The sequence below is a fragment of the Stenotrophomonas sp. STEN083 genome, assembly GCF_056759195.1.
The window spans coordinates 1-24,899 of the sequence record NZ_JBRRCU010000020.1; the positions used below are offsets into that span (position 1 = coordinate 1).

Genomic DNA, 24,899 nt, shown 5'->3' on the forward strand with positions numbered 1-24,899 from the left:
CAGGGGGTACACCACCAACTCCCGTTGTCGGGCCCCCCACGCAGCGCATGCGCAAGTCCCGCACCCCCCCCCCCCCGCCGGGCGCCGGCACTACATCTAAAAGCTTCCCCTCATCCCAACCCCGCTCCGCGCCCCGGCCCTTGCGCTGGCGCAAGGGCGTTCGAGCAGCAGCGAACCAATGGTTCGCAGCCTGCTGCTCTCACCCCGCGAGCGGGAGAAGGGCTTCAAGCACCCAGCATTTCTGCTGCTCAGATCGCCTTGGCCAGCTCAGCCGCCAGGCCGGCATAGCCTCCCGGGGTCAGCTCGCGCAGGCGCTGCTTGGCGTCGGCCGGCAATTCGAGGGTTTCGATGAACTCGCGCATCGAATCGGCGGTGATGCCGTGACCGCGGGTCAGGGCCTTGAGCTGCTCGTAGGGATTCGGCAGGCCGTGGCGGCGCATCACCGTCTGCACGGCTTCGGCCAGCACTTCCCAGGCAGCGTCCAGATCGGCGTCCAAGCGCTCCGGGTTCACGGTCAGCTTGCCCAGGCCCTTGGCCAGCGACTCCAGGCCGACCTGGCTGTGACCGAAGGCGGTGCCGACGGCGCGCAGTACGGTGGAATCGGTCAGGTCACGCTGCCAGCGGCTGATCGGCAGCTTGGCGCTGAAGTGCTCGAACAAGGCATTGCCGATACCAAAGTTGCCTTCAGCGTTTTCGAAATCGATCGGGTTGACCTTGTGCGGCATGGTCGAGGAGCCGACTTCGCCTTCCTTGAGCTTCTGCTTGAAGTAGCCCAGCGAGATATAGCCCCAGATGTCGCGCGACAGGTCGATCAGGATGGTGTTGGCGCGGCGTGCGGCATCGCCGATCTCGGCGACGTTGTCATGCGGCTCGATCTGCGTGGTGTAGGGGTTGAACACCAGGCCCAGCGAGGTGACGAAGCGCTCAGCGAAGGCCGGCCAGTCGATGTTTGGGTAGGACACGACGTGGGCGTTGTAGTTGCCGACGGCGCCATTGATCTTGCCGGTTAGCTCGACCGCGCCGATCTGGCGGATCTGCCGTTCCAGGCGGGCGACGACGTTGGCCAGTTCCTTGCCCAGGGTGGTCGGCGAGGCGGTCTGGCCGTGGGTGCGCGACAGCATCGGCTGTTCGGCCTGGGCATGAGCCAGCGTGCGCAGCGAGGCGGCGATGCCGCTGTAACCGGGCACGATCACCTTGTCGCGGGCTTCGGCCAACATCAGGCCGTAGGACAGGTTGTTGATGTCCTCGCTGGTGCAGGCGAAATGCACGAACTCCAGCGCCGGTGCCAGCTCGGCGTCGTCCTTGAGCTGCTCCTTGATGAAGTACTCAACGGCCTTGACGTCGTGGTTGGTGGTGCGTTCGATTTCCTTGACACGGGCCGCGTTCTCGACCGAGAAGCCATCGGCCAGTGCGCGCAGCTTGGCTTTGCCGGCAGCCGAGAAGTCGGTCAGCTCGGTGATGCCCGGTTCGGCGCCCAGCGCCAGCAGCCATTCGATCTCGACCTTGACGCGGGCCTTGATCAGGCCGTACTCGGAGAAGATCGGGCGCAGAGCGTCGACCTTGCCGGCATAACGGCCATCAAGCGGGGACAGGGCGAGCAGGGCGGCTTCTTGGCGGGACGTATCCGTCATGGCGGCAGGCGGTTGGGCAGTGGCGGGGGCGCATATTCTACGCTGCCGGGACAACGGCCGCTGGCGGGCCATTGAATCCCGTCCGCTACAGGTGCCATTGCCGCACATGACGGGTATGGTGTGCGCAGCCGCCAGCCAGGGAAGCCTGCCCATTGCCAGCCGCAGCTTCCTTTCCCCCCAATGAAGAAGTGCGGAGTAGATGATGAGCAAGGTTTCCAAAAGTGGTTTCCGGACCGAACACGACAGCATGGGCGAACTGCAGGTGCCCGCCGAGGCCCTGTGGGGCGCGCAGACCCAGCGCGCGGTCGAGAACTTCCCGATTTCCGGGCAGCGCATGCCGCGCGCCTTCATCCGTGCGCTGGGCTTGATCAAGGGCGCCGCGGCCGAGGTCAACACCGGCCTGGGGCTGCTGTCCAAGGGGGTTGGCAAGGCGATCCAGTCGGCGGCCACCGAAGTGGCCATCGGCGCGCATGACGCCCAATTCCCGATCGATGTTTATCAGACCGGCTCGGGCACTTCGTCGAACATGAATGCCAACGAGGTCATCGCCACGCTGGCCAACCACGGTGGCAAGGCCGGCAAGACCGCCGTGCATCCCAACGATCACGTCAATCTGGGGCAGAGCTCCAATGACGTCATCCCGACCGCCATCCGCGTTTCGGCCCAGCTTGAGGTGGTGGAATCGCTGCTGCCGGCGCTGAAGCACCTGCGCAAGACCATCGACAAGCGCGCCCGCACGCTGGGCAAGATCGTCAAGACCGGCCGCACCCACCTGATGGATGCGATGCCGCTGACCTTCGCCCAGGAATTCGGTGCCTGGTCGGCACAGCTGGCCTCGGCCGAAGGTCGCATCGAGGATGCCTTGAAGCGCCTGCGTCGCTTGCCGCTTGGCGGCACCGCGATCGGCACCGGCATCAACGCTGATCCGCGCTTTGGTGGCAAGGTAGCGCGGGCGTTGTCGGTCAGCACCGGGGTCAAGTTCGAGAGTGCGGCCAACAAGTTTGAAGGTTTGGCTGCGCAGGACGACGCGGTCGAGTTGTCAGGTCAGCTCAATGCGCTGGCGGTGGCGCTGATCAAGATCGCCAATGACCTGCGCTGGATGAATTCCGGCCCGCTGGCTGGCTTGGGCGAGCTGGAGCTGCCGGCCTTGCAGCCGGGCAGCTCGATCATGCCAGGCAAGGTCAATCCGGTGATTCCGGAGGCAACGGTGATGGTGGCCGCACAGGTGATTGGCCACCACGCCGCGATCACCGTGGCTGGGCAGACCGGCAACTTCCAGTTGAATGTGGCGCTGCCGCTGATCGCGGCCAACCTGCTGGATTCGATCCAGCTGCTGTCCAACGTGATGACGCTGATGGCCGACAAGGTGTTCGTGGGCCTGGTGGTCAAGCAGGAGCGGGTGCGTGAGGCCTTGGCCCGCAATCCCATTCTGGTTACTGCGCTGAACCCGATCATCGGTTATGAGAAGGCCGCGGCGATTGCCAAGCGCGCCTACAAGGAACAGCGGCCGGTGCTGGAAGTGGCGCTGGAGGACAGCGGTTTGTCCGAGGCCGAGTTGAAGCGCTTGCTGGACCCGGCGGCGTTGACCCTGGGTGGCATTCACGATCATTGAGGGGCGTAATGTCGGCCAATGGTCGGCAGTGCGGCCTGAGCCCCTCTCCCGTGTACGGGAGAGGGGTTGGGGTGAGGGCGGCTTTCAGGTATTGCCGGTAAAGCCTCTGCCGACCATGGGTCGGCAATACAGAGCTCAGCGGACGGCGCGCAGGTTGGCCAGGGCTTCGTCGTACTTTTTGAACTCGGGAATGTGCTGGGCCAGGTCTGGCGGGAATGGCGACTGGCCTTCCGGGATCTGCAGCGGAAGCGTGCGTTCCTGTGCCAGTGCCGGGTCGGCATCCACCAAGGTGTTCTGGCGCAGGATCTGCAGCTTGACGTAGCTGGTGTGCAGTAGTTCCTGCTGCTCGGCATTCAAGGGAATGACGATGTCATCCACGCGCAGGCGGCCGTCCGGCAGGATGTCCAGGTTGGGGTAGGGCGCACGGCGGATGGCGATGCGTTCCAGGGTGACCTCGGTCTTGGGCTTGCTGCGCTCGCTGCGGTGCTCGGCGTACTTTTCGCGATCACAGCCGGTGGCCAGGGTGGCGAAGGCGACGAGGATCAACAACAACAGTTTGTTCATGGCATCGGGGCAGCGACGACGGGGGCGGTTATTCTACCGCCCCCGCCAGAGTGCAGTTCAGGGCTGTCGATCAGGGGGCTTGGACATTGCCTTCGCGGCAGTCGTCGATACTGCTCTGGTCCATCTTTGCGTACGGCGCGAACTCAGGCACGGCCGCAGCAAGTTGCTGCTGGGTAGCCAGCAGCGCCGGCAACTGGTCGCAGAGTTTGGCTGCGCTTGCCTTGATCTTGTCCGCTTCGGCATTGATGCGTTGTTCGATCTGCTCGGAGTTGCCGGAGAAGATGCCCTTGATTGCCTCGCCAGCAGCCTTCGCACCCAGGTTGGCACCTTGCACGCCGATATCGATGCCGGCTTCGGCGATGCCGATCGTCTGCGCGCGGTAGCGCAGGGTGATGGCGCGCTGGCTGTCGTTGAGCGGGATGGATGTGCCGTTGATCAGCAGGTCGCCGGTCGGAGTGACCTCCACTTTGGCGCCATCGGAGCCGATGCTGATATTGCCCTCGGCCATTTCCTTGCGGGCCTTGTCGGTGGCCTCTCGGACTTTGGCGCCAACGGTGGTATCGGTGCTCGTTCCATTGGCCGCAGGCTTTTCGCCGCAGGCGGCCAACGGGATTGTCAGTGCCAAGGCGAGCAGGGATGCGTTGAGGATCTTCATGGTGTGCGTTCCGTTGCGATTGGAAGGGATTAGCGTTTTTTGGGCAGATCGACGCTGCCGCTGATGCCGGAGTGATTCACCGAGCCGCTGCCAAGCCGGTCAACCTTGAGGCTGGCGGCGCCACGGACGTCCAGGTCGCCCGAACCCAGCGAGCCCAGGCTCACCGCGCCACGGCTGTCACGTACATCGACATCGCCCGAGCCGATGCTTTCAATGCTGACTGCGCCTTGCACGCCCTGCAGCTCGACATCGCCGGAGCCGACAGTGCCAACCCGGGCGTCGCCGCGGACACCGTCGATCCTGGCGTCGCCGGAGCCCACCGAAAGTACGTGAAGCGAGCCGATGTTGTGGAACTCGATATCGCCTGACCCCACTGCCGCCGTTGCCAGACCCTTGATGTCACGCGCACTGACATCGCCAGAACCCACGTCGGCGCTCATGCTCTTGGCACCGACCAGAGAGGCATCACCGGAACCGACCTTGAGCTGTACCAGGATGTCGTCCGGCAGGCTGCCGGTCAGGTCCAGGTAGGCGTAGGTGTGGCCCATGTTGATGTTCAGCCCCTGGTTGCGGCGCTCCAGCGTCACCACCAACTTGTCGCCAACCTTGCGCTGGCTCAGCGAGAGCTGGTCCAGCAGTTCCTGGCTGGAAGCGCAGCCGCGTCCACTGATGGCCGCTTTCGCACCCGGGCTGGCCTGCAGGCGCAGATCGTGGCTGTTCACTTCGAACATCACGGTCTTGCTGCCGCCCAGGTCCAGGTTCAGCGACTGCGGTGCGGTAAACGCGCAGGGCTGGCTGGCGAAGGCTGCGCCCGGCGCAGCCAGCAATGCGGCAAGTACAAACGTCTTGTGCATGAACATTCTCCTGATCGAGCTTCAGATGTCGTCGCGACGGCGGCGCAGGTAAACAGCTGCGACGATGAGGGCGATGCCGACAACCGCGCCAATCCAGATGTCGGGATTGGACAGTACTTTGCTGAGGCTGTGATGCTGCAGCAACCACTGCACCAGATCGGCCGGCGTCTGCAGATCATTGTCACTGATGTTGGTGTCGGTCAAACCGCGAGGCAGCCACGATGACGGGAACACGCTGAGCAGGCCGCGGTAGGCAACGGTGTACCAGATCCAGCCCAGCGGCAGCTTCACGCCCGGCATGGCGCCGAGGATGCTGATCATGGTGCAGGCCAGCAGCGGGATCAGTACCGCCCACAGGAACGGCTTGGTCCGCACCAGCGCCGAGCAGAACATCAGCCAGCCCACGGTTGGCAGTGCCCAGAGCAGGCTTACCGGAAGCGTGCTCAGTACCAGGCCCAGGATGCGGAACGGGTGTGAGTGGGTGGCAATCGCCCAGGGGCTGGTGGCGCCGGCACCGGCCGCGCCCAGCATGGCGACTACCCACAGCACCAGGCCAACAGCCAGACCGATGGCCATCGCGATCAGCGGTGCCAGCACCAACGCCCACAGTGCCTTGGACAGCACGGTCTGGGTGTCGGAGACCGGCAATGACTTCCAGAACAGCACGCTGCGGTCGCGACGGTCGTCGTAGAGGCTGCCCAGCGCGTAGAAGAACACGACGAAGGCCAGGATCAACGAGGCCAGGAAGATGCCTGCCAGCAGCAGGCCATCGCCGAACGCGCCCATGACCTTGAGGTATTCGCTGACATCACCGGTATGGTTGATGCCATCGGAATTGCGTGCGGCGAACACGCCAATCAGCGCGCCGATGATGGCGAACAGGATGGCGATGCCGCCGGTGATGACCTGGGCCCAGACGAAGCCGCCCCGGTTTTCCCAGTACTCACGCTTGAGCAGCCATTTGAACTTGCCGAGCGGGGTGATGTGGTGAGCGGCGTTCATGCGTAGGTTCCCTTCATGGTGGCCACAAACAGGTCGGCCAGGCCGGGGGTGCGGATTTCGCCCATGGCGGCGAGTTGGTTGCGGTTGGCGCCATCAAACAGCAGCACGGTCTTGCCGAATGGCAGGGCGCGTTCTTCGATCGGACCAAGGGCACGGGCGGCCTGCAGTGTGTCGGCCGAGGCCAGCAGCTCGGTGTAACGCTCGGCCAGTGCCTCCATGTCGGAGGACAGCACGATCGAGCCGTCGCGGATGAACAGTACGTCGGTCAGGATGTGCTCGATCTCTTCCACCTGGTGGGTGGTGATGATGATGGTCTTCTGCTCGTCGAAGTAATCCTCCAGCAGGCGCTGGTAGAACTCCTTGCGATACATGATGTCAAGGCCCAGGGTGGGCTCGTCCAATACCAGAATCTTGGCGTCGATGGCCATCACCAGGGCAAGATGCAGCTGTACCACCATGCCCTTGGACATTTCCCGCACGCGTTGTTTGGGGCTGAGCTTGGTGTTGGCCAGGAAGCGTTCGCAACGGGCGCGGTCAAAGCGCGGATGCACACCGGCAACAAAGTCGATGGCTTCTTTGACCCGCAACCAACGTGGCAGCACCGCCACGTCGGCGATGAAGCAGACCTCATTCATCAGATCGTCGCGCTGGCTGCGCGGGTCCATGCCCAGTACCTGCAGGTCGCCGTCAAACGAGGTCAGGCCGAGCAGGGCTTTGAGTGCCGTGGTCTTGCCGGCACCGTTGGGGCCGATAAGGCCGACGATACGGCCCGGTTCGATGGTGAAACTGGTGTTGTCCAGCGCTGGCTTCTGCTTGTAGGCCTTGCGCAGGCCCTTGGCGGAAACGACGGCTTCGACGGCGGCGTTCATAGTGTGGTCCCCGGTGGCAGCAAATCTTCCATGGTCAGGCCCAGGCGCTGGATGCGCTCCAGCACGGCTGGCCATTCGTCATTGAGAAAACGATCACGCTCGTTGCCGCGCAGCTTCTGGGCGGCCTCCTCGGTCATGAACATACCAAGGCCACGGCGTTTCTCGACCAGGTTTTCGTCGGCCAATTCCTGATAGGCACGCGATACCGTGATCGGATTCAATTGGTACTCGGCCGCTACCTGGCGTACCGAGGGCAGGGCGTCGCCCGGCTTCAGGATCCCGTCCAGCATCATCGCAATCACGCGATCCTTCAGCTGGCGGTAAATGGGAGCGCCATCGCTCCACTGGATATCGCTCATGGGTCAGCTCCGCGAATTCAGCTGTGCGAAAGAAAAGTAAGGCATCGAAAGACTGGTCCGCATACGCCGGGCCGGTCGTTTCGCTTTGGGGGTTTCCTCGGCATCCTGCCCATCACCGCCCACCTGGGCTGCATAATCCTTGGCATCGGCAAGGCCGTTGCCGAGGGAGGTAGAGCAACCCAGCAACAGCAAGGTGCCTGTGACCATCAGTGCGTGGAGAGCGTGTCTGCCGTGCTTGGTGTTCATGAGGCCCCTGTGTAGGGTGGCTGGTGTTGTATGCAACTATAACACCGACACGCCGACATGCAACTGCTTCCTACCCAACTGATGGCATATGACGCCCCCAACCTGCTTGCAGCGCCCAGGAGAATCTAGTGAGTATTCGTAATTTATTGATTTCAATTGCTTTTATTGCAGGTGTCGGGGGCGCCATGGATGCGGCGGCAGGCCCCCTGCTGGACCGTAATTTCCGTTCTCTGGCCGGAAAAGACGAGGTGAACCTGAATCGCGCGTATGGCGGCAAGGTGTTGTTGGTAGTGAATACGGCCTCCAAGTGCGGATTCACCCCGCAGTACGAGGGCCTGGAGGCATTGCAACAGGAGTTGTCACCGCGTGGTTTTGCCGTATTGGGCTTCCCGTCCAATGATTTCAAAGGCCAGGAGCCGGGCAGCGAGGCGCAGATCCAGGAGTTCTGCACACTTACTTATGGGGTGAAGTTCCCCATGTTCGAGAAAGTGCATGTGATTGGACCGGAGGCAACGCCGCTGTACCAGGACCTGACCCGCCTCAGTGGCGTTGCGCCGGGCTGGAACTTTCATAAATATCTGATTTCCCGCGATGGGCGCGTGCTGGCGCAGTTTCCAAGCAAGGTGAAGCCGGATGACCCGGAACTGCGTGCGGCAATCGATCGCGCGCTGGCCGCAGCGGCACCACAGCGCTGACGCGCCTCGACATCTGCGGTGCGCGTGCGACAATATCGCCCCTCGCGCCGCCGGTGGCGTTTGTTCACTTCCAGGAATGCAGCGAATGAAGATGGGAAAGCGTGGCGCGGTTGCGTCGCTTCTGATTTTGGCGATGGCGGCCCCCGGGGTCGTTTTTTCGCAACAACCTGCCGCTGCGGCGGCGACCAAGGAGAAGTCTGTTTTGACCTCGGATCGTGAAAAGATTGGTTACGCCATCGGCATCGACGTGGCCAGCTCGTTTGAGCCGGTTGCCTCGGAAGTAGACGTGGCCGCAATGCGCCGCGCTGTTGAGAACGCCTTTGCTGGCGGCCAGCCGCTGTTGTCGCAGGAAGATGCGCAGAAGACCGATCAGGCGCTGCGCACCGTGATGATGGCCCGTTCGGGCCAGCAGGTTCCGGGCATGGCACCGGGCAGTGCACCGCCGTCGGTTGACCGCGAAAAGGTCGGCCTGATGCTGGGCAGCTTTGCCGTTGGTCCGTCGCTGGCACGCATCAAGAATGATATTGATCTGAATTCCGTCTTCCAGGCCATCAGCACCGTGTTCGCCAAGGGCACCCCGCTGATGACCCACGAGCAGGCGCAGGGCGTGCTGCAGGCATTCAGCGCCACCAAGGAAGCTGAAATGAAGGCTGAGGCCGGCAAGGCCGCTCAGACCAACCGTGAAGAAGGCAATGCCTTCCTCGCCAAGAACAAGACCCAGCCGGGCGTGGTGACCACCGCTTCGGGCCTGCAGTATCAGGTGATCCGCGCCGGCAGCGGCGAGCGCCCGATGGCCAGCAGCCGCGTGCGTGTGAACTACGAAGGCAAGCTGCTCAACGGCGAAGTGTTCGACAGCAGCTACCAGCGCGGTCAGCCAGTTGATTTTGGTCTGGACCAGGTCATCAAGGGCTGGACCGAAGGCGTGGCGCTGATGCCGGTCGGTTCCAAGTACCGTTTCTGGATTCCGGGCGAACTGGCCTACGGCGAAGCCGGTACCCAGGGTGGTCCGATTGGTCCGAACGCGACGTTGAGCTTCGACGTCGAGTTGCTGGGCATCATGCCGTAAGGCTGAGTTACGGAGTAGGCGCAACCATGCGTGTAGCTATTTTCGGAACCGGCTATGTGGGTCTCGTTACCGGGACCTGCTTGGCGGAAGTAGGGCACGATGTGGTCTGCGTCGATATCGACCAGGCCAAGGTCGACGGTTTGGAGCGGGGCATCATCCCGATCTACGAACCTGGCCTGGAGCCGATGGTGAAGGCCAACTACGCCTCCGGGCGTTTGGCCTTCACCACCGACGCGGCGAAGGCCATCGACCACGGTGAAGTGATCTTCATCGCGGTCGGTACGCCGCCGGATGAAGACGGCAGCGCCGACCTGCAGTACGTGCTGGCAGTGGCCCGCACCATCGGCCGCCATCTGGCGCGGCCCACGGTAGTGGTCAACAAGTCGACGGTGCCGGTAGGTACCGCTGACAAGGTTCGTGCTGCCATCGCTGAAGAGCTGGCAGCGCGCGGGCAGGAGATCGCCTTCGATGTGGTCTCCAATCCCGAATTCCTGAAAGAAGGCGATGCGGTCGCAGATTGCATGCGCCCGGATCGTATCGTCATTGGTGCCAACAACGCCCATGCGGTTGCAGTGTTGCGGCGGTTGTATGCGCCGTTCAACCGCAACCGCGACCGTGTTGTGGAAATGGACGTGCGTTCGGCCGAACTGACCAAGTACGCCGCCAATGCGATGTTGGCGACCAAGATCAGTTTCATGAATGAGATTGCCAATATCGCCGAGCGTGTAGGCGCCGATATCGAGCAGGTGCGCCAGGGCATGGGCTCTGACCCACGTATCGGTTGGCACTTCATTTATCCAGGTGCTGGTTACGGTGGCTCCTGTTTCCCCAAGGACGTGCAGGCTTTGGCGCGTACTGCTGCCCAGCATGGCCACCAGCCACAGCTGCTCAATGCGGTCGAGGCGGTAAATGCAGCCCAGAAGGGCCATCTGTTCGAGCTGATCCAGCGGCACTACGACCGCGGTGAGGACGAAGGCGTGCGCGGTAAGACCTTCGCCGTGTGGGGCCTGGCATTCAAACCAAACACCGACGATATGCGCGAGGCACCGAGCCGGCGCGTGTTGGCGCAGTTGTGGGAAGCCGGTGCCAAGGTGCAGGTGTTTGATCCAGAAGCCATGGACGAGGCCCGTCGCGTTTTTGGTGAGCGCGAGGACTTGGTTTTCTGCGACTCCGCATTTGCAGCTCTGCATGATGCAGACGCTTTGGTGGTAGTCACCGAGTGGAAGCAGTTCCGCAGCCCGGACTTTGCACGCATGCGCGAAGCGCTGGGTGATGCGGTGGTATTTGATGGCCGTAACCTCTACGACCCGGCTGAAATCGAAGCCGCAGGCCTGGCGTATTACGGCATAGGTCGAGGGCGTTCCGTACATGCATGAAACAACTCCCGAGCAGCGCGAGCAAGCGCTGGAAGCACGTCTGGTTGAACTGGAGATGCGTGTCTCCTTCCAGGAGCACGCGTTGGCGGAGATGAGCGAAGCATTGGCTGATGCCCGCATGCAGGGCTCGCGCAACGCTGATCTGCTGCGCCACCTACTTGATGACCTGGGCAAGGTGCGCACGGCGTTGTACGCCGACGCCGCCGATGAACCACCGCCCCCGCACTACTGATATTTCCTATGAGTGACAATATTCGCGACCAGCTGCTAGGGCTGGGTTTCAAGCCTGCTCCCAAACCGGAGCGCAAGCCGGAACCGCGCCGTGATGGCCGCCCGCAGGGCAAGCCTGGCCAAGGCCGACCACAGCAGGCAGGCAACAAGCCTGCTCATGCAGGCAAGCCGGCGCAGCACGGCAAGCCGTCCCATCCGGGCAAGCCCGGGCAGGGCAGGCCGCAGCAGGGTCCGCGCAAGCCACGCTCACAGGAAGACATCGACCTGGCCAAGGCCTATGCGATCCGTGCGCAGAAGGAAAAGGACGAACGGATCCAGGCCGAACAGGCCAAGCAGGAAGAAGCACGCCTGCGCCGTGAAGCGCGCGCCAAGCTCGATGAGCTGATCAAGGACAAGGGGCTGAATGATCCCAACGCCGACATTGCCCGTCACTTCCCGTACGGCGGCAAGATCAAGCGCGTCTACGTCAACGCTGATCAGCTCAAGGCGCTCAACGCTGGTGAGCTCGGTGTGCTGCAGCAAAACGGTCGCTACCTGCTGGTGACAGCCGAAGTGTTGGCGCAGGCCGAGGATATCTTCACCCAGGCCGTGGCGTTGAAGGTCGACCCGAATGCTCCGGCAGATGCTGATCCGTACGCGGACCCGCAGTACCAGGTGCCGGACGATCTGGTCTGGTAAACGATTGGCTATGATGCAGATAACGGGCGCCGCTGGCGCCCGTTTTTTTAACGGGGAAAATGATGCAGGGACAGTTGAAGCAGGAAGGCTATCTCCCCCACGTTGACGGCCTGCGGGCCATTGCCGTGCTCGCTGTCATCTTCTACCACCTCAATCCGAGCTGGTTGCCGGGCGGGTTTACCGGCGTGGATGTCTTCTTCGTCATTTCCGGCTACGTGGTCAGCGCGTCAGTGGCGCGAACTTCCGGGTTCATCGGCTGGAAGGGGATGTTGGCCTTCTATGCGCGACGCATGCGCCGGATCATGCCGGCGCTGGTGGTGTGTCTGCTGGCAACCGGTCTGCTGAGCACTTTGTTCATTCCCGAATCCTGGCTCAGCGAAACCGGCGGCAAGACAGGGCGCATGGCCTTTGTCGGGCTGAGCAACTGGGTGTTGGCGGGCACGGGCAATGACTATTTCTCGCCCCGTAGTGAGTTCAACCCTTACACGCATACTTGGTCGCTGGGCGTGGAGGAGCAGTTCTACCTGCTGTTCCCGTTGTTGTTCATGGCTTGGTTCAAAGGCGGGCGGGGTAGGGGCTTGTCGATGCTGCTGTTTGGCCTGGCCACGGCCGGGTCGCTGCTGTTTGCGATAAGCCGCGCGCTGCAGGGCGGGCAAGAGATCGCCTCCTTCTATCAGACCACCACGCGGTTCTGGCAGTTGGGTGCGGGCGTGCTGCTGTTCCAGCTGCTCGATATGCGTGGGCGTACGGACAGTGAAGCGCGTCCAACAGGGCTTTGGTCCATGCTGTTGCAGTTGGGCAGCGCCAGCTTGCTGGCCTACGGTCTGTGGGCTGCGCGCCCCGGTCACTCACCGTGGATCGATGGCTTGTGGCCGGTGCTTGGCACGTTGGGGTTGCTGGGGCTGTTGCACCGTTCCGCCGCCGGCTGGATTGGTAGCAGTCTTTCGGCGCGGCCGATGCTGGTGATAGGGCGGATGTCATACTCGCTGTATCTATGGCATTGGCCGGTATTCGTGCTGTTCCGCTGGACGCTTGGTCTGGACTCGCTGTTCACCGGTGCACTGGCATTGGCTTGCACGGCGATGTTGGCTTGGCTGTCTTGGCGCTGGGTCGAGCAACCGCTGCGCTTTGGCAGGCGCTGGCGTGGCCCGGATCTGCGCTGGGTGGCCGGCGGCGTGATGGTGTTGCTGCTGGGTATGGGCGTGCAGAAACAACTGGAGCGCGCTGCCAAGCACATCTCTTTGAGTACGGTCAGTCGCCATCCGCTGGACTGGTACCCGTCTGCCAAAGGTTTGAAAAAGGAATTCCCTGATTGCGAACTCGTGGTGTCGCGCCTGCCGGTAGCGGGTGGCCAGGTACAGCAGTTCGAGCGCGGCAAGTGCGCTGCAGGGCCGGGGGACGAGCGGCGCCTGTTCGTGGCTGGCGACTCGCATGCGCTGGCTTATGGCGAAATGCTCCGCCGCGTGGTTCTGCTCGACGGTGGACAGGCCCGTCTGTACGCCAACACCGGCTGCGCGCTGGTCGGATTGCAGGGCCGGCAACAAGCCGATCCGGGCTGCAATGCCTACGTGCAAAGCACGCTCGCCGACGTTGCTGCGCAGGCGCGTACCGGTGACGTCTTGTTCCTGCCTGGTCTGCGGGTGCCGCGCCTGGTTGAGCAGTACGGGTTGTTCGATCAGCAGCAGGCGTTTTCAGCGGTGCAGAGTGAGGCATCTGCCGCCCAGCGTGCTATCGACGTGCGCACTGCAATCGCCGAGCTCAAGCCCTTGGCCGATCGCGGTGTGCGGATCGTCCTGGAAGCGCCAAAGCCGGTGTTGGGGGCGCCGCCGTTCCGTTGTTCGGATGCGTTCAATCGTGGCAATCCTATCTGCGTGAATGGCATGGCGGTTTCGCGCGAGCGAATGGAGGCGCTACGGGCTCCTGCGTTGTCCAGCTTGCGACAAGTTGCGCACGCACTGCCTGGCGCGAGTGTATGGGACCCCTTGCCGGTATTGTGTCCAGGGAAGACCTGCCAGCCCGGGCAAGCGGGCAAGCCGCTCTATTTCGACGGTGACCACTTGAGTGGTCACGGCAATCGAGCGTTGCTGCCCTCATTCCGCAGTCATCTGGCGACGGAAGTGCATTGAGTCGAGTGCATCCTGCGTTCGGGCGTGGAGAAAATGATCTCCCACTTGCCGCGAAATCGTCGGCTGAACGTTCTTGCTTGCCAGTGCAGCGTGATCGGGTATCAGCTGCCCGATTCCAACGGCCCGTCAGGTGACTGGCTCAACGGGGTGCTGCAACGTAACGGGCGCTGGCACTGCCGCGTAAACCCGTTCCGGGTTCGGGGTTGAGTGACAGGCGCATCTGGATGGCGCGGTCTTCGCCGTCACCGTGCCAGGTGTAGGTGTGGACCGCCCAGCCCCTTTCGTCTATGGAAGTAAGTTCCGCCGCTGAGGTGTAGCCCGCCGGGGCCATCCGGCCAAGGTCGCCGAACTCTTTGGCGAGTCCTTTGGCATTGCCGCTGAAGATGGTTATTCGGCAGGTGCCATCATCGGCCCAGGAGAAGCCATAGGGGACACCTTCGTAGCTGACATACCAGGCCTTGCCGGGTTTGTGGCCGAGGAACTCCTTAGCCTCCGCATCCTGCACGCGGTTGCCCCGGTTGCTCATCACCTCGGCGAATGTATCGGGCTTGTCGAGAAGATCGATGCAGACCCCGGCGAACATGCCGATCGGGGCAAGCGAGTCGTCGCTGGCGAGCGCAGTGCCGGTCGCAATCAGCGGTATAGCCGCCAGCAAGGTGTACAAGCTGGAACCGTATTTCATGACAGAGCCCCCTGTGCCGTGAGATGGCGCAGTTATAGCAGGGGTTTGGCCTGCCTGCAGGTTTCAGTGCAGGAGCCGGGCCTGGCGTGAAGGCGGCAGCCAGTACCAGGCGATCAGGGTGCCGAGCAGGGCGAAACAGCCGCCGACGATGAAGGCGACCTTGCCGTCACCGAACTGCCAGAGCTGACCAGCAATCAGGGCGCCGAGCACGCCGCCCAGCCCGGACGAAAAGCCATAGAACAGTCCTTGGCCGTGCCCGTTCAGATTGCCCGGGAAGTAGCGCGCCAGCAGCTGCATTGCCGAGGCGAAGAACGCGGCGAAGCCCAGGCAATGGGTGGTCTGGGCGACCAGCATCACCGGCAGGTTCTCCGGCCACAGGGCGGTTGCCCACCAGCGCAACACAGCGCTGCCCATGGAGATGATCAGCAGCCAGCTGGCATCCCAGCGGCGGAAGAAGCGCGCGATCAGGAAAAACACGGCGACTTCGAATACCACGCCGACGGTCCACATCAGGCCGAGCAAGGAGGTGCTGTAGCCGTGCTGGTCCATGTAAAGCGAGAAGAACGTGTAGTACGGGCCGAACGACAGCTGTTCGAGGAAGGCGGCAATGAAGAAGGCCATCACCGGTTTCTGTCGCACGATGCTCCAGAAGCCAGCGTCGTGTTGGCTGCGCGAGCCGATATTGCGCGCGTAACGATTGATGAAGGCTGAGCATGTCATCAGTACGAACAGCGGCAGCATCAGCCATGGCAGCTTGCCGGCACCGTGCTTTTCAATCAGCCAGCCGAACAGGGTGACGACGATGATGAAGCCCACCGAGCCCCAGACCCGGATCATGCCGTAGCGATGACTGTCCGCGCCCAGATGAGTGAGGGTGATCGATTCGAACTGCGGCATGACCGCGTTGTAAAAGAAGCAGAACGCGATCATCACCGCGTACAACGTCCACGGCGGTGCGGGTACAAGGAAGCCGACGAAGCAGGCGATGGTCAGTACACAGCCCACGCGCAGCCAGCGGATCGGACGCGGCGAAACGGCCGCCAGCGAGGTCCATGTGCTGGGGGCGATCACCCGCGTGGCGTACCACAGGCTCATCATCACGCTGATGGCGGTGACGGTCATGCCGCGCGACTGCAGGTACAGGCTCCAGTACGGCGTGAACGCGCCAAGCGCGGCGTAGTAGAAGAAGTAGAAGCTCGACAAGCGTGCGGTTGGCACGGCCTGCGATGGCAAGGCAACGGACGTCATGGCAAGGCGCTGGATGCGCTGGGCAGGCAAGGAGGGGGCGGCATAAGCCGCAGCGCCTATTGTGCCTTTTGCTGGCTTTGGATGGCAGATCGAGGAGAGGTTATCGCGTCGGTTTTGGGTGTTTCGGACCGGTTCCGCTCGCGAACATAGGCCGGTCGTGGTTTGTAGGAGCGGCGTCAGCCGCGAAGCTGATGCTGCTCCAGTTTTCGAGATATATGCCAGCTGACAATCCGCTCGCTTCGCGGCTTACGCCCCTCCCACAAACAGCAGGTGTTTGCGCTTTGTCGGTAGCCCGGGAAGCGCAGCGCACCCGGGAAACAGGGGTGAAGGCTTCCGATTGTGGGAGCGGCGTAAGCCGCGAAGCTGGTGTTTCTGCAGTTATCGAGATACGTGACAGCTGACAAATCATTTGCTTCGCGGCTTAAGCTGCTCCTACAAACAGCCGGGCTGGGACTGTTTGAGTTGTTTTGCCGCGCTCTGGCCGGTAGCAGAGGTCAGGGCTTGGCCTTGGCGTTCCACTCGGCGACCTGCGCCTTCGTCTCAGCCAGCATGGCGTCCAGCGCGGCGCGGTCGTAGACCTTGCCACGCATCACAACGGTATTGATCGCGCGCGTGGCTTCGATGTCCTGCAGGGGGTTGCGGTCCAGCAAAACCAGGTCCGCAGCCTTGCCTTCGGCTACCGCACCGTAGCGGTCCAGCTTGTCGAACCAAGCCGGGCCAGCGCGGGTTGCCGACTGCAGCGCCTGAATTGTTGTCAGCCCTTCGCGCACGTACAGCGCGAGTTCGTTGTGTAGGCCGATTCCGGGGAAGTTGTAGGAATTCAGGAACCCAGCGTCGGTGCCGGCCATGATGCGCACGCCCGCTTCCTGCAGCATCGGCAGCACCGCGGCCACCTCAGCGTAATGCGCATGGCGGGCTTCGATTTGTGCGGGCGTGGCCTTGGCGGCGCGTTCAACGCGCCAGGTGTAAGTGTCGCGCAGTCCCGGACCGATGTAAGCCAGATAGGGATCATTGTCGCGCGGTTCGACATCGAGGAAGTCGATGATGCGGCCGCCATCCAATGTCGGGGTCACCGCAACGCCGAGTTCGGCGAAACGGCGATAGGCCGCCATCGCCGTGGCGCGGTCGAAGCCGGTGCGCAGCCTGCGATTGGCTTCGGCGCGGTCGATTTTGCCGGCGCCGAAATCAGCGGCGATCGCAGCTTCATCCTTCACGCCAGCCTTGTAGGCGTAGTCCAGATGTTCGATCGAGCTCATGCCGGCCTCGATTGCCTGACTCACGGTCAATGCCATCGGCACGTGACCAGAACTGCGCATGCCGCGCGCCTTGGCCTGACTGACGGCGTAGAGAAACAGCTCCGGCTTCAGCGTGCTGTCAGTGATTTTCACGAAATCGACCTGATCGCGCTGCTCGCGGTCCAGCGCTGCATCCACACCTGCCTTGTCGCCGGCCTCGATCGTGCCTTTCCACACCGGCGCCAGGCCTTCGATCTTGGCGCCGGAGGTAAACAGCTGCGGCCCGAACAATTGGCCACTGGCAATCTGTCCGCGCCACGACAATACCTGTTCGGCCAGATCGCCGGACGCATCACGCACCGTGGTGATGCCATGCGCCACATAAAGCGGCAGCAGGGCCTTGTTCTCTTCGATCAGTGCCGGACCACCGCCAAAGTGAACGTGCATGTCCCACAGGCCGGGAATCAGGTAACGGCCGCGGCCATCGATGGCGGTGGTCGCGCGCCACTGCGTGCCCACGCGCGCATCGTCACCGACGGCGACGATGCTGCCATCGCGGATGGCGACGCTCTGGTCGGTGATCGCGCGGCCATGTTCGACATCGATCACGGTTGCATGGCGGATCACTACGTCCGCCTGGGATTGGGCGGCGATTGCGGGCGAGATGGTTGCTGCGAGTGTGGTCAGCAGCAGGCCGAACGTGGTCTTCATCGGTGTTTCCAGTGGTGGGTGGTTGCCGGTCAGTACGGGTGCGTGGAGTGGTTCAATGAGCACCTGCTGCGCGTAGCAGGTGCTCAACAGCGTTTTGCCGACGTTGTTGCGCATGTGCCAGCGGCGTGACGCCCTGCGCATCGGCAAGGTTGACGTCGGCACCGGCGGCAATGAGCAATTGGGTGATCTGCGCGTAGCGTTGGCTGCCGTCACCAAGGATGACGGTCTCCAGCAAGGCGGTCCAACCCAGGTTGTTGATGTGGTCGACGTCAACGCCGGCCTCGATCAGCAGCTGCACCGTGCTGACATGGCCGCGTTCGGCTGCTGGTATCAAGGCAGTGCCGCCATAGCGGTTGGTGCTGCGCAGGTCGGCACCGTGTGCGATGGTCATGCGCAGGATTTCGGTCTGCCCGCTGGCACCGGCGTACAGATAGGGGCTGTCCTGGAGCTGATCTTTTGCGTTGACATCGGCCCCTGCGGCGATCAATACGCGTGCAGCTTCCACCTGCCGCGCACGGATGGCGATCAGCAAGGGGGTGCGTCCGCTCGCATCGCGGCTGTCGATGCTGCTGCCTTGGCTGAGCAATACCGCGATGCGCTGGGTGTCGCCGGCTTCGGCCGCACCTTGCAACTGCTCCGCGATTGCCGGGCTCGCGCCGACGCAGCTTGATGTCAGTAGCGCCGCGGCCAATACCGGTACGGTGATCCAGTTCTCTACGGTCATTGCCTGCCTCTGTCCGGGTTTCTGTGCATTTGCGGCGTGGTAGGGCGTTTGCCCAAACCTGCAGGCGATGCTACAAGTGCGGCGATCCATCGTGAAATTAAATGTCATGGTCGACTCCAGTTCAAAAACAAATAGGGCCTACTTCGACCTGGATCTGCTGCGGGCGTTGGTGATGGTGGCCGATTGCGGCAGTTTCACCGCTGCGGCCGCGCGTCTGCATTCCACCCAGTCCACCATCAGCCAGAAAGTACGGCGGCTGGAGGACCTTGCCGGGCACCGTCTGCTGGATCGCGGCGTGCGCGATGTGCGACCGACGGACATTGGTGAGACCGTGTTGGGCTACGCCCGGCGTATGTTGTCGCTCAACGAGCAGCTGGCAGAAGCTTTGTCGGGTGATGGTGCGGCGGTGGTGATAAGGCTGGGCGTGCCGGAAGATTTCGCTGCCGGGCGTACCACGCCGGTGCTGGCGGAATTCACCAGGGCCTATCCGCGGGTGAAGCTGGAAGTCAGCAGCGGCTTGAGTCGCGCCTTGGCCGAGGGCTACGACCGCGGCGAGCTCGACCTGATCCTGGTGAAGCAACGTCGTGGCAGTCGCGAGGGCGTGGCATGTTGGCCGGAACCGATGTGCTGGGTGGACAGCGCCAGCAGTCCCTCGTTTGGGACAGAGCCGGTGCAGCTGGTGGCGTTTCCGCCGCGTGGCATGTACCGCGAAGACATGATCGACGCGATTGAAAGCCTGGGTCGGCGTTGGCGCATCAGCTTCACCAGTTCCAGCCTTGGCGGTATCCAATCAGCGGTTGCTGATGGTCTGGGCATCAGCCTTTTGCCGGCGCGGGCGATGACAGCCGGACATGTGGAGCTGGGGGTGGAAACTGGCTTGCCGCGGATCGACAGCGTCGAGCTGGCCGTCCTGCACCGCCCGTCAGCGGACCCTGAAGCCAAGGCCTTGGCAGTGTTGTTGATCCAGATGCTTGAGCAGGAAATGGGCTGAGGTCTGCGACAGCAGGGCAGCCGTCGACTTCCAATCAGGCTAGAACAGATCTTCGACCGGCGTATCCAGCAGTTCCTTGGCGCCATGGGTGAAGCGGCGCAGGCTGGAAATGCCCAGGTCGCGGATCAGCGAATGGGTGCTGTGCGGCAGGGCGGCATCGTAGATGTCCTGCGGTGCGACGTTTTTGCCGTGCACACCTGGCAGCAGATCGATGCCGGCAGCTGCATAGCAGTGCTGCACCATCGCCGAGCAATACAGCGCGCCTTCCTTGGACAGCAGGTTGCTGCGTCGGCGCAGGCGGGTACTGTGCATCGCAAACAAGGTGCCGACCAGTTCGCTCAGCGAATAACTGGACAGCCCTGACAGCAGATCCAGTGCGGCAATCTGCACCTTATGGGTTTGTGCGGCATCCAGGCCGAAGTCGAGGATGGCCAGGTTGGGGAAGGCTTCGTCGTCGAAGTAGCGATCGGCGCGGTTCTCCTGTGCACCGAGCCGCAGCTGGCGATTGCGCAGGTCCAGATCCGATTCCAATACCCACCAGTGGCCGTCCAGTCGTTGCTCGCTGAACAGAAACGCGTGCGACCACAGGCTGCGGTGGCCGTCCTGGGTCAGTGGCGCCTGTGCCTTGCGGATGGCCTTGCCGACCCAGTCATCGGTGCCACACAGGCCGATGCGACCGGCTGCGGCATGCTTGCGGATCAGCTCTGCATTGCGGCTTTGCATGGGCTTTGGGCTTGGAGGGCTGCGGGCAGGATAGGCGCTGGCGGCGCTGTTGTCGCCGCCTGCAGTTGCTGGTTATTCCGGATCGTAGTCGAGGTTGGAGGCGAGCCAGCGTTCTACCTGCGCCCGCTCCACGCCCTTGCGCTTGGCGTAGTCGGTGACCTGCTCGCGTGATACCCGGCCAACCACGAAGTACTGGCTTTGCGGGTGGCTGAAGTAATAGCCGGACACCGCAGCGGTTGGCAGCATGGCGAAGCTTTCGGTCAGCGACATGCCGATGCCTTCGGCGTCCAGCAGCTGGAAGATGGTCTGCTTTTCACTGTGCTCAGGACAGGCCGGGTAACCCGGGGCAGGGCGGATGCCGCTGTACTTCTCGGCGATCAGCGCCTCGTTATCGAGTTGCTCGTCCTTGGCGTAGCCCCAGAACTCGGTGCGTACCCGCTGATGCAGACGCTCGGCCATGGCTTCGGCCAGGCGGTCAGCCAAGGCCTTGAGCAGGATGGCGTTGTAGTCGTCGTGGTCCGCCTCGAAGCGAGCAACGTGCTCATCGATGCCGATGCCGGCGGTGACCGCGAATGCACCAATCCAATCCTGCTTGCCACTGTCTGCTGGCGCGATGAAATCGGCCAGGCAGAAGTCGGGGCGCTCGGCTGGCTTGTCGACTTGCTGGCGCAGGTCGTGGCGGGTGTGCGGCCGCCCACGCCAACCGAGCCCCGCGCCCGCTTGCGGGAGAGGGGTTGGGGTGAGGGTGCGAGGCGTAAGCGATGGAGCCAAAAGCTCGCCCTCATCCGCCCTTCGGGCACCTTCTCCCGCATGCGGCAGAAGGGAAGCAGCGGCACCTTCTCTCGGTGGGAGAGGGGAGATACGCACATCGTCGCCATCACTATTCGCCGGCCAGATCCCAAACACAGCCCTGGCCGTCAACCACTTCTCATCAACAATCCGCTTCAACATAGCCTGCGCATCGGTGAACAGATCACTGGCCTGCGGACCCACGATCTCGTCGGTCAGAATCGCCGGGTACTTTCCAGCCAGTTCCCAGGCCTGGAAGAAGGGCGTCCAGTCGATCACTGGCAGCAGATCTTCCAGCGGATAGTTGTCGAACACATGCACGCCCGGCTGGTTCGGCGTTGGTGGGGTGTAATGGCTCCAGTCGCAGGTAAAGCGTTGGCCGCGCGCATGCTCCAGCGAGACCAGGCGCTTGGCATCACCGCGGTTGCGATGGCGCTGGCGGATGTCGGCATAGTCGGCATCGTTGGCGGCGACGAAGCTGGTGCGCAGTTCGCGCGAAATCAGCGACTGGGCGACACCGACTGCACGCGAGGCGTCCTTCACCCACACCGTTGGCGCGCTGTAGAACGGGTCGATCTTCAGCGCGGTATGCGCGCGCGACGTGGTGGCGCCACCAATCATCAACGGCATCTCGAAGCCCTGGCGCTGCATTTCCTTGGCGACGTGGCTCATCTCCTCCAGCGAAGGAGTGATCAGCCCGGACAGGCCGATGATGTCGGCATTCTCGGCACGGGCGGCGTCCAGGATCTTCTGCGCCGGCACCATCACCCCAAGGTCCACCACTTCAAAATTGTTGCAGGCAAGCACCACGCCGACGATGTTCTTGCCGATGTCGTGCACGTCACCCTTGACCGTGGCCATGATGATCTTGCCGTTGGACTTGCCGATATCGCCGGTGCGCGCCTTCTCTTCCTCGATGAAAGGCAGAAGATAGGCCACGGCTTTCTTCATCACGCGCGCCGACTTCACCACCTGCGGCAGGAACATCTTGCCGGCGCCGAACAGGTCGCCGACCACGTTCATGCCATCCATCAGCGCGCCTTCGATCACATCCAGCGGACGACTGGACTGCTGGCGGGCTTCTTCGGTGTCTTCCTCAACCCAGGCATCCAGACCTTGCACCAGCGCGTGGGCAAGGCGATCGCGTACTGGACGCTCACGCCAGGCCAGGTCTTCGACCTTCTTCTCGCCCTTCTTGCCCTTGTAGCGCTCGGCGATTTCCAGCAGTCGCTCGGTGCCGTCGCGGCGACGATTGAGGATCACGTCCTCCACGCGTTCGCGCAGTTCCGGGTCGAGCTGGTCGTAGATCGGCATCGCGCCGGCGTTGACGATGCCCATGTCCATGCCTGCCTTGATGGCGTGGTACAGGAACACCGAGTGGATCGCCTGCCGCACCGTTTCATTGCCACGGAACGAGAACGAGACGTTCGAGACGCCACCGGACACATGGCAATGCGGCAGCGTGCGCTTGATGATGCGGGTGGCTTCGATGAAGTCCACCGCATAGTTGTCGTGTTCCTCGATGCCGGTGGCCACGGCAAAGATGTTGGGATCGAAGATGATGTCTTCTGGCGGGAAGCCGACCTGCTCGGTCAGGATGCGATAGGCGCGGGTGCAGATTTCCACCTTGCGCTCGCAGGTATCGGCCTGACCGACTTCATCGAATGCCATCACCACCGCAGCGGCGCCATAGCGGCGCACCAGGCGAGCGTGTTCGATGAACAGTTGTTCGCCTTCCTTGAGCGAGATCGAGTTGACTACGCTCTTGCCCTGCAGACATTTCAGGCCGGCTTCGATCACGCTCCACTTGGAGGAATCGACCATCACCGGGATGCGGGCGATATCCGGCTCGGACATGATCAGGTTGAGGAACCGCGCCATTGCCTTCTCGGAATCGATCAGGCCTTCGTCCATGTTTACGTCGAGGATCTGCGCACCGCTGGCGACCTGCTGGCGGGCGACGTCGACGGCTTCCTCGTAGCGTTCTTCCTTGACCAGCTTGCGGAACTGCGCGCTGCCGGTGACGTTGGTGCGCTCACCGACGTTGATGAACAACAGGTCGGGGGTGATGACCAGCGGTTCCAGGCCGGACAGGCGGGTGTAGTGGCTTGCGGTGTCGTTGCTCATTACCAGACCTTGAAAACCTGTCCGTTGGCGATGCCATCGATGCTGCGCTGGTAGGCCAGTGCGGCGCGGGCGGCGGTGACCGGTTCAAAACCGGGGAAGAAATCGCCATAGGCATTGAGCGCTTCGCACAGCACGCTTGGGCTTACTGCGTTGATGCGCAGCCCGCGCGGCAATTCGAGCGCGGCGGCGCGGACGAAACCCTCAATGGCGGCGTTGACGCTGGTAGCACTGGCGCCTTGGGCGATCGGCTGCTCGGTGAGGATGCCGGTGGTCAAGGTGATGCTGCCGCCATCGCGCAGATGCTGCTGGCCCAGCAAGGCCATGCGTACCTGGCCGAGCAGCTTGTCGTGCAGCCCCTGCGCGAACTGCGCCGGGCTCATTTCCGTCAACGGCCCGAAGTGGACATTGCCGGTGGTGGCGACGATGGCGTCGAGTGGACCGACTGTCTGCAGCAGTGCGGTCACGCTGTCATCGCTGCCAAGATCAACGCTGTGCAGCGGGTCCGAACGCGATGCGGTGATGACTTGATGGTGTTGCTGCAGATGTTGCGCAACCGCCGAACCCAGGGTGCCACTGGCGCCGATCAGGAGGATCTTCTTCATCGTGTAGTCCTCAGGCAGCCTTGGCTGCAGCCAGTGGCAGCGCCCGCGGCGGCAACCCGGCAACGGCTTCGGCAATGGCGCGGATGTGATCGGGGGAGGTGCCGCAGCAGCCGCCGACCAGATTAAGTAGCCCCGATTCGGCGAATTCTTTCAGTGTGGTCGCCATTTCCTCGGGCGTCTCGTCGTACTCGCCGAAGGCGTTGGGCAGGCCGGCGTTGGGGTGGGCGCTGACATAGCCGCTGGACACCTGCGACAGCGTTTCCACATGCGGACGCATGTCAGTCGCACCCAGCGCGCAGTTGAAGCCGATCGAAAGCGGCTGGCTGTGCGAGACCGAGGCATAGAAGGCTTCGGCGGTCTGCCCGGACAAGGTGCGGCCGGAGGCATCGGTGATGGTGCCGGAGATCATCACCGGCAGGCGCCCGCCACGCGCATCGAATACCTCTTCGATGGCGAACAAGGCAGCTTTTGCGTTGAGCGTGTCGAAGATGGTTTCCACCATCAAGGTATCGGCGCCACCGTCGATCAGGCCATCGATGGCTTCGCGGTAGGTGGCGCGCAGCTCATCGAAGCTGGTGTTGCGGAAGCCCGGATCGTTGACGTCGGGGCTGATCGAGGCAGTACGGCTGGTTGGGCCAAGCACGCCGATGACGAAGCGCGGCTTGTCCGGCGTGCTGGCTTCGATCGCGTCACAGCATTGGCGAGCTACCTGCGCGCCAGCCTTGTTCAACTCATACACCAGATGTTCAAGGTGGTAATCGGCCTGGCTGACCGAGGTGGCGTTGAAGGTATTGGTTTCCAGCAGATCCGCGCCGGCTTCGAGGTAGGCGGTGTGGATGCCGGCGATCACTTCCGGCTTGCTCAGCAGCAGCAGGTCGTTGTTGCCCTTCAGGTCATGCTCGCAGCCCGCGGCATGCGCGTGCTGGCTGTCGAAGCCGCCAACGAAACGCGCACCTCGATAATCATCTTCTTCAAGACGATGGCGCTGGATCATCGTGCCCATGGCGCCGTCGATGATCAGGATGCGCTGTTCAAGCGCACTGAGCAGCTTGCCAACGCGTTCGGGATGGAGCCAGGGCAGGGCGTGCATGGGGCAATCAACC

General features: G+C 62.9%; 24 protein-coding genes. 8 read left to right on the forward strand and 16 right to left on the reverse strand.

Going from position 1 to position 24,899, the window contains the following annotated elements; translation table 11 throughout:
• Positions 1-248: 248 nt before the first annotated feature.
• Positions 249-1,631: an adenylosuccinate lyase gene (gene purB, locus ACVOK8_RS08210; protein WP_481566410.1), complete on the reverse strand. Its 1,383-nt coding sequence runs from the start codon at positions 1,629-1,631 to the stop codon at positions 249-251.
• Between the two features lie 202 nt (positions 1,632-1,833).
• On the opposite strand from purB, the gene ACVOK8_RS08215 reads away from it, so the two are divergent.
• Positions 1,834-3,243, forward strand: coding sequence for a class II fumarate hydratase (locus tag ACVOK8_RS08215; RefSeq protein WP_481566411.1), 1,410 nt, complete (start codon positions 1,834-1,836; stop codon positions 3,241-3,243).
• Positions 3,244-3,378: 135 nt separating this feature from the next.
• On the opposite strand, the gene ACVOK8_RS08220 is transcribed toward ACVOK8_RS08215, so the two are convergent.
• The 7 genes from ACVOK8_RS08220 to ACVOK8_RS08250 all read right to left on the reverse strand — a co-directional run bounded on the left by ACVOK8_RS08220 (position 3,379) and on the right by ACVOK8_RS08250 (position 7,792).
• Complete coding sequence (locus ACVOK8_RS08220; RefSeq protein WP_481566412.1) at positions 3,379-3,807, reverse strand: hypothetical protein; 429 nt, start codon at positions 3,805-3,807, stop codon at positions 3,379-3,381.
• 70 nt (positions 3,808-3,877) lie between these two features.
• Positions 3,878-4,462, reverse strand: coding sequence for a DUF2884 family protein (locus tag ACVOK8_RS08225; protein WP_481566413.1), 585 nt, complete (start codon positions 4,460-4,462; stop codon positions 3,878-3,880).
• A 29-nt stretch (positions 4,463-4,491) separates the two neighbouring features.
• The gene (locus ACVOK8_RS08230) at positions 4,492-5,316 is read right to left on the reverse strand and encodes a DUF4097 family beta strand repeat-containing protein (protein ID WP_481566414.1); all 825 of its coding nucleotides are present in this window, start codon (positions 5,314-5,316) and stop codon (positions 4,492-4,494) included.
• A 21-nt stretch (positions 5,317-5,337) separates the two neighbouring features.
• Complete coding sequence (locus ACVOK8_RS08235) at positions 5,338-6,318, reverse strand: ABC transporter permease (RefSeq protein ID WP_481513836.1); 981 nt, start codon at positions 6,316-6,318, stop codon at positions 5,338-5,340.
• The gene (locus ACVOK8_RS08240) at positions 6,315-7,187 is read right to left on the reverse strand and encodes an ABC transporter ATP-binding protein (RefSeq protein ID WP_481566415.1); all 873 of its coding nucleotides are present in this window, start codon (positions 7,185-7,187) and stop codon (positions 6,315-6,317) included. Before ACVOK8_RS08240 ends, ACVOK8_RS08235 begins: the two co-directional genes overlap by 4 nt.
• Positions 7,184-7,546, reverse strand: a complete 363-nt coding sequence (locus ACVOK8_RS08245) for a GntR family transcriptional regulator (protein WP_282269510.1) — start codon at positions 7,544-7,546, stop codon at positions 7,184-7,186. The genes ACVOK8_RS08240 and ACVOK8_RS08245 overlap by 4 nt, the downstream gene beginning before the upstream one ends.
• Positions 7,547-7,549: 3 nt before the next feature.
• The gene (locus tag ACVOK8_RS08250; RefSeq protein ID WP_481532337.1) at positions 7,550-7,792 is read right to left on the reverse strand and encodes a hypothetical protein; all 243 of its coding nucleotides are present in this window, start codon (positions 7,790-7,792) and stop codon (positions 7,550-7,552) included.
• 185 nt (positions 7,793-7,977) lie between these two features.
• Here ACVOK8_RS08250 and ACVOK8_RS08255 point away from each other — a divergent pair, with 185 nt between their 5' ends.
• The 6 genes from ACVOK8_RS08255 to ACVOK8_RS08280 all read left to right on the forward strand — a co-directional run bounded on the left by ACVOK8_RS08255 (position 7,978) and on the right by ACVOK8_RS08280 (position 13,964).
• Complete coding sequence (locus ACVOK8_RS08255; protein WP_481536390.1) at positions 7,978-8,487, forward strand: glutathione peroxidase; 510 nt, start codon at positions 7,978-7,980, stop codon at positions 8,485-8,487.
• 85 nt (positions 8,488-8,572) lie between these two features.
• Positions 8,573-9,553, forward strand: coding sequence for an FKBP-type peptidyl-prolyl cis-trans isomerase N-terminal domain-containing protein (locus tag ACVOK8_RS08260; RefSeq protein ID WP_481536382.1), 981 nt, complete (start codon positions 8,573-8,575; stop codon positions 9,551-9,553).
• Between the two features lie 26 nt (positions 9,554-9,579).
• Positions 9,580-10,929 carry a UDP-glucose dehydrogenase family protein gene (locus ACVOK8_RS08265; protein WP_481566416.1) on the forward strand — a complete coding sequence of 450 codons (1,350 nt, stop codon included), beginning with the start codon at positions 9,580-9,582 and terminating at the stop codon, positions 10,927-10,929.
• On the forward strand, positions 10,922-11,161 hold the full coding sequence (locus tag ACVOK8_RS08270; protein WP_481546294.1) for a SlyX family protein: 240 nt from the start codon (positions 10,922-10,924) through the stop codon (positions 11,159-11,161). Before ACVOK8_RS08265 ends, ACVOK8_RS08270 begins: the two co-directional genes overlap by 8 nt.
• A gap of 8 nt (positions 11,162-11,169) precedes the next feature.
• Positions 11,170-11,838 carry a DUF2058 domain-containing protein gene (locus ACVOK8_RS08275; protein ID WP_481566417.1) on the forward strand — a complete coding sequence of 223 codons (669 nt, stop codon included), beginning with the start codon at positions 11,170-11,172 and terminating at the stop codon, positions 11,836-11,838.
• 62 nt (positions 11,839-11,900) lie between these two features.
• Positions 11,901-13,964, forward strand: a complete 2,064-nt coding sequence (locus ACVOK8_RS08280; protein ID WP_481566418.1) for an acyltransferase family protein — start codon at positions 11,901-11,903, stop codon at positions 13,962-13,964.
• 139 nt (positions 13,965-14,103) lie between these two features.
• On the opposite strand, the gene ACVOK8_RS08285 is transcribed toward ACVOK8_RS08280, so the two are convergent.
• The 4 genes from ACVOK8_RS08285 to ACVOK8_RS08300 all read right to left on the reverse strand — a co-directional run bounded on the left by ACVOK8_RS08285 (position 14,104) and on the right by ACVOK8_RS08300 (position 18,564).
• Positions 14,104-14,646 carry an NMCC_0638 family (lipo)protein gene (locus ACVOK8_RS08285; RefSeq protein ID WP_481566419.1) on the reverse strand — a complete coding sequence of 181 codons (543 nt, stop codon included), beginning with the start codon at positions 14,644-14,646 and terminating at the stop codon, positions 14,104-14,106.
• Between the two features lie 63 nt (positions 14,647-14,709).
• Positions 14,710-15,894 carry an MFS transporter gene (locus ACVOK8_RS08290; RefSeq protein ID WP_481566420.1) on the reverse strand — a complete coding sequence of 395 codons (1,185 nt, stop codon included), beginning with the start codon at positions 15,892-15,894 and terminating at the stop codon, positions 14,710-14,712.
• 494 nt (positions 15,895-16,388) lie between these two features.
• The gene (locus ACVOK8_RS08295; protein WP_481566446.1) at positions 16,389-17,840 is read right to left on the reverse strand and encodes an amidohydrolase family protein; all 1,452 of its coding nucleotides are present in this window, start codon (positions 17,838-17,840) and stop codon (positions 16,389-16,391) included.
• Between the two features lie 52 nt (positions 17,841-17,892).
• Positions 17,893-18,564, reverse strand: coding sequence for an ankyrin repeat domain-containing protein (locus ACVOK8_RS08300; RefSeq protein WP_481566421.1), 672 nt, complete (start codon positions 18,562-18,564; stop codon positions 17,893-17,895).
• A 106-nt stretch (positions 18,565-18,670) separates the two neighbouring features.
• On the opposite strand from ACVOK8_RS08300, the gene ACVOK8_RS08305 reads away from it, so the two are divergent.
• Positions 18,671-19,555 (forward strand): LysR substrate-binding domain-containing protein, encoded by an 885-nt coding sequence (locus ACVOK8_RS08305; RefSeq protein ID WP_481566422.1) that lies wholly within the window; start codon positions 18,671-18,673, stop codon positions 19,553-19,555.
• A gap of 39 nt (positions 19,556-19,594) precedes the next feature.
• Here the strand turns inward: ACVOK8_RS08305 and ACVOK8_RS08310 are convergent, their stop codons facing one another.
• The 4 genes from ACVOK8_RS08310 to ACVOK8_RS08325 form a co-directional block, all read right to left on the reverse strand.
• The gene (locus ACVOK8_RS08310; protein WP_481566423.1) at positions 19,595-20,278 is read right to left on the reverse strand and encodes a hypothetical protein; all 684 of its coding nucleotides are present in this window, start codon (positions 20,276-20,278) and stop codon (positions 19,595-19,597) included.
• A gap of 72 nt (positions 20,279-20,350) precedes the next feature.
• On the reverse strand, positions 20,351-23,194 hold the full coding sequence (gene metH, locus ACVOK8_RS08315; protein ID WP_481566424.1) for a methionine synthase: 2,844 nt from the start codon (positions 23,192-23,194) through the stop codon (positions 20,351-20,353).
• The gene (locus ACVOK8_RS08320) at positions 23,194-23,796 is read right to left on the reverse strand and encodes a short chain dehydrogenase (protein ID WP_481566425.1); all 603 of its coding nucleotides are present in this window, start codon (positions 23,794-23,796) and stop codon (positions 23,194-23,196) included. Before ACVOK8_RS08320 ends, metH begins: the two co-directional genes overlap by 1 nt.
• Before the next feature lie 10 nt (positions 23,797-23,806).
• Entirely contained in the window at positions 23,807-24,886 is a 1,080-nt protein-coding gene (locus ACVOK8_RS08325; protein WP_481566426.1) for a homocysteine S-methyltransferase family protein, read from the reverse strand.
• Between the last annotated feature and the right edge of the window lie 13 nt (positions 24,887-24,899).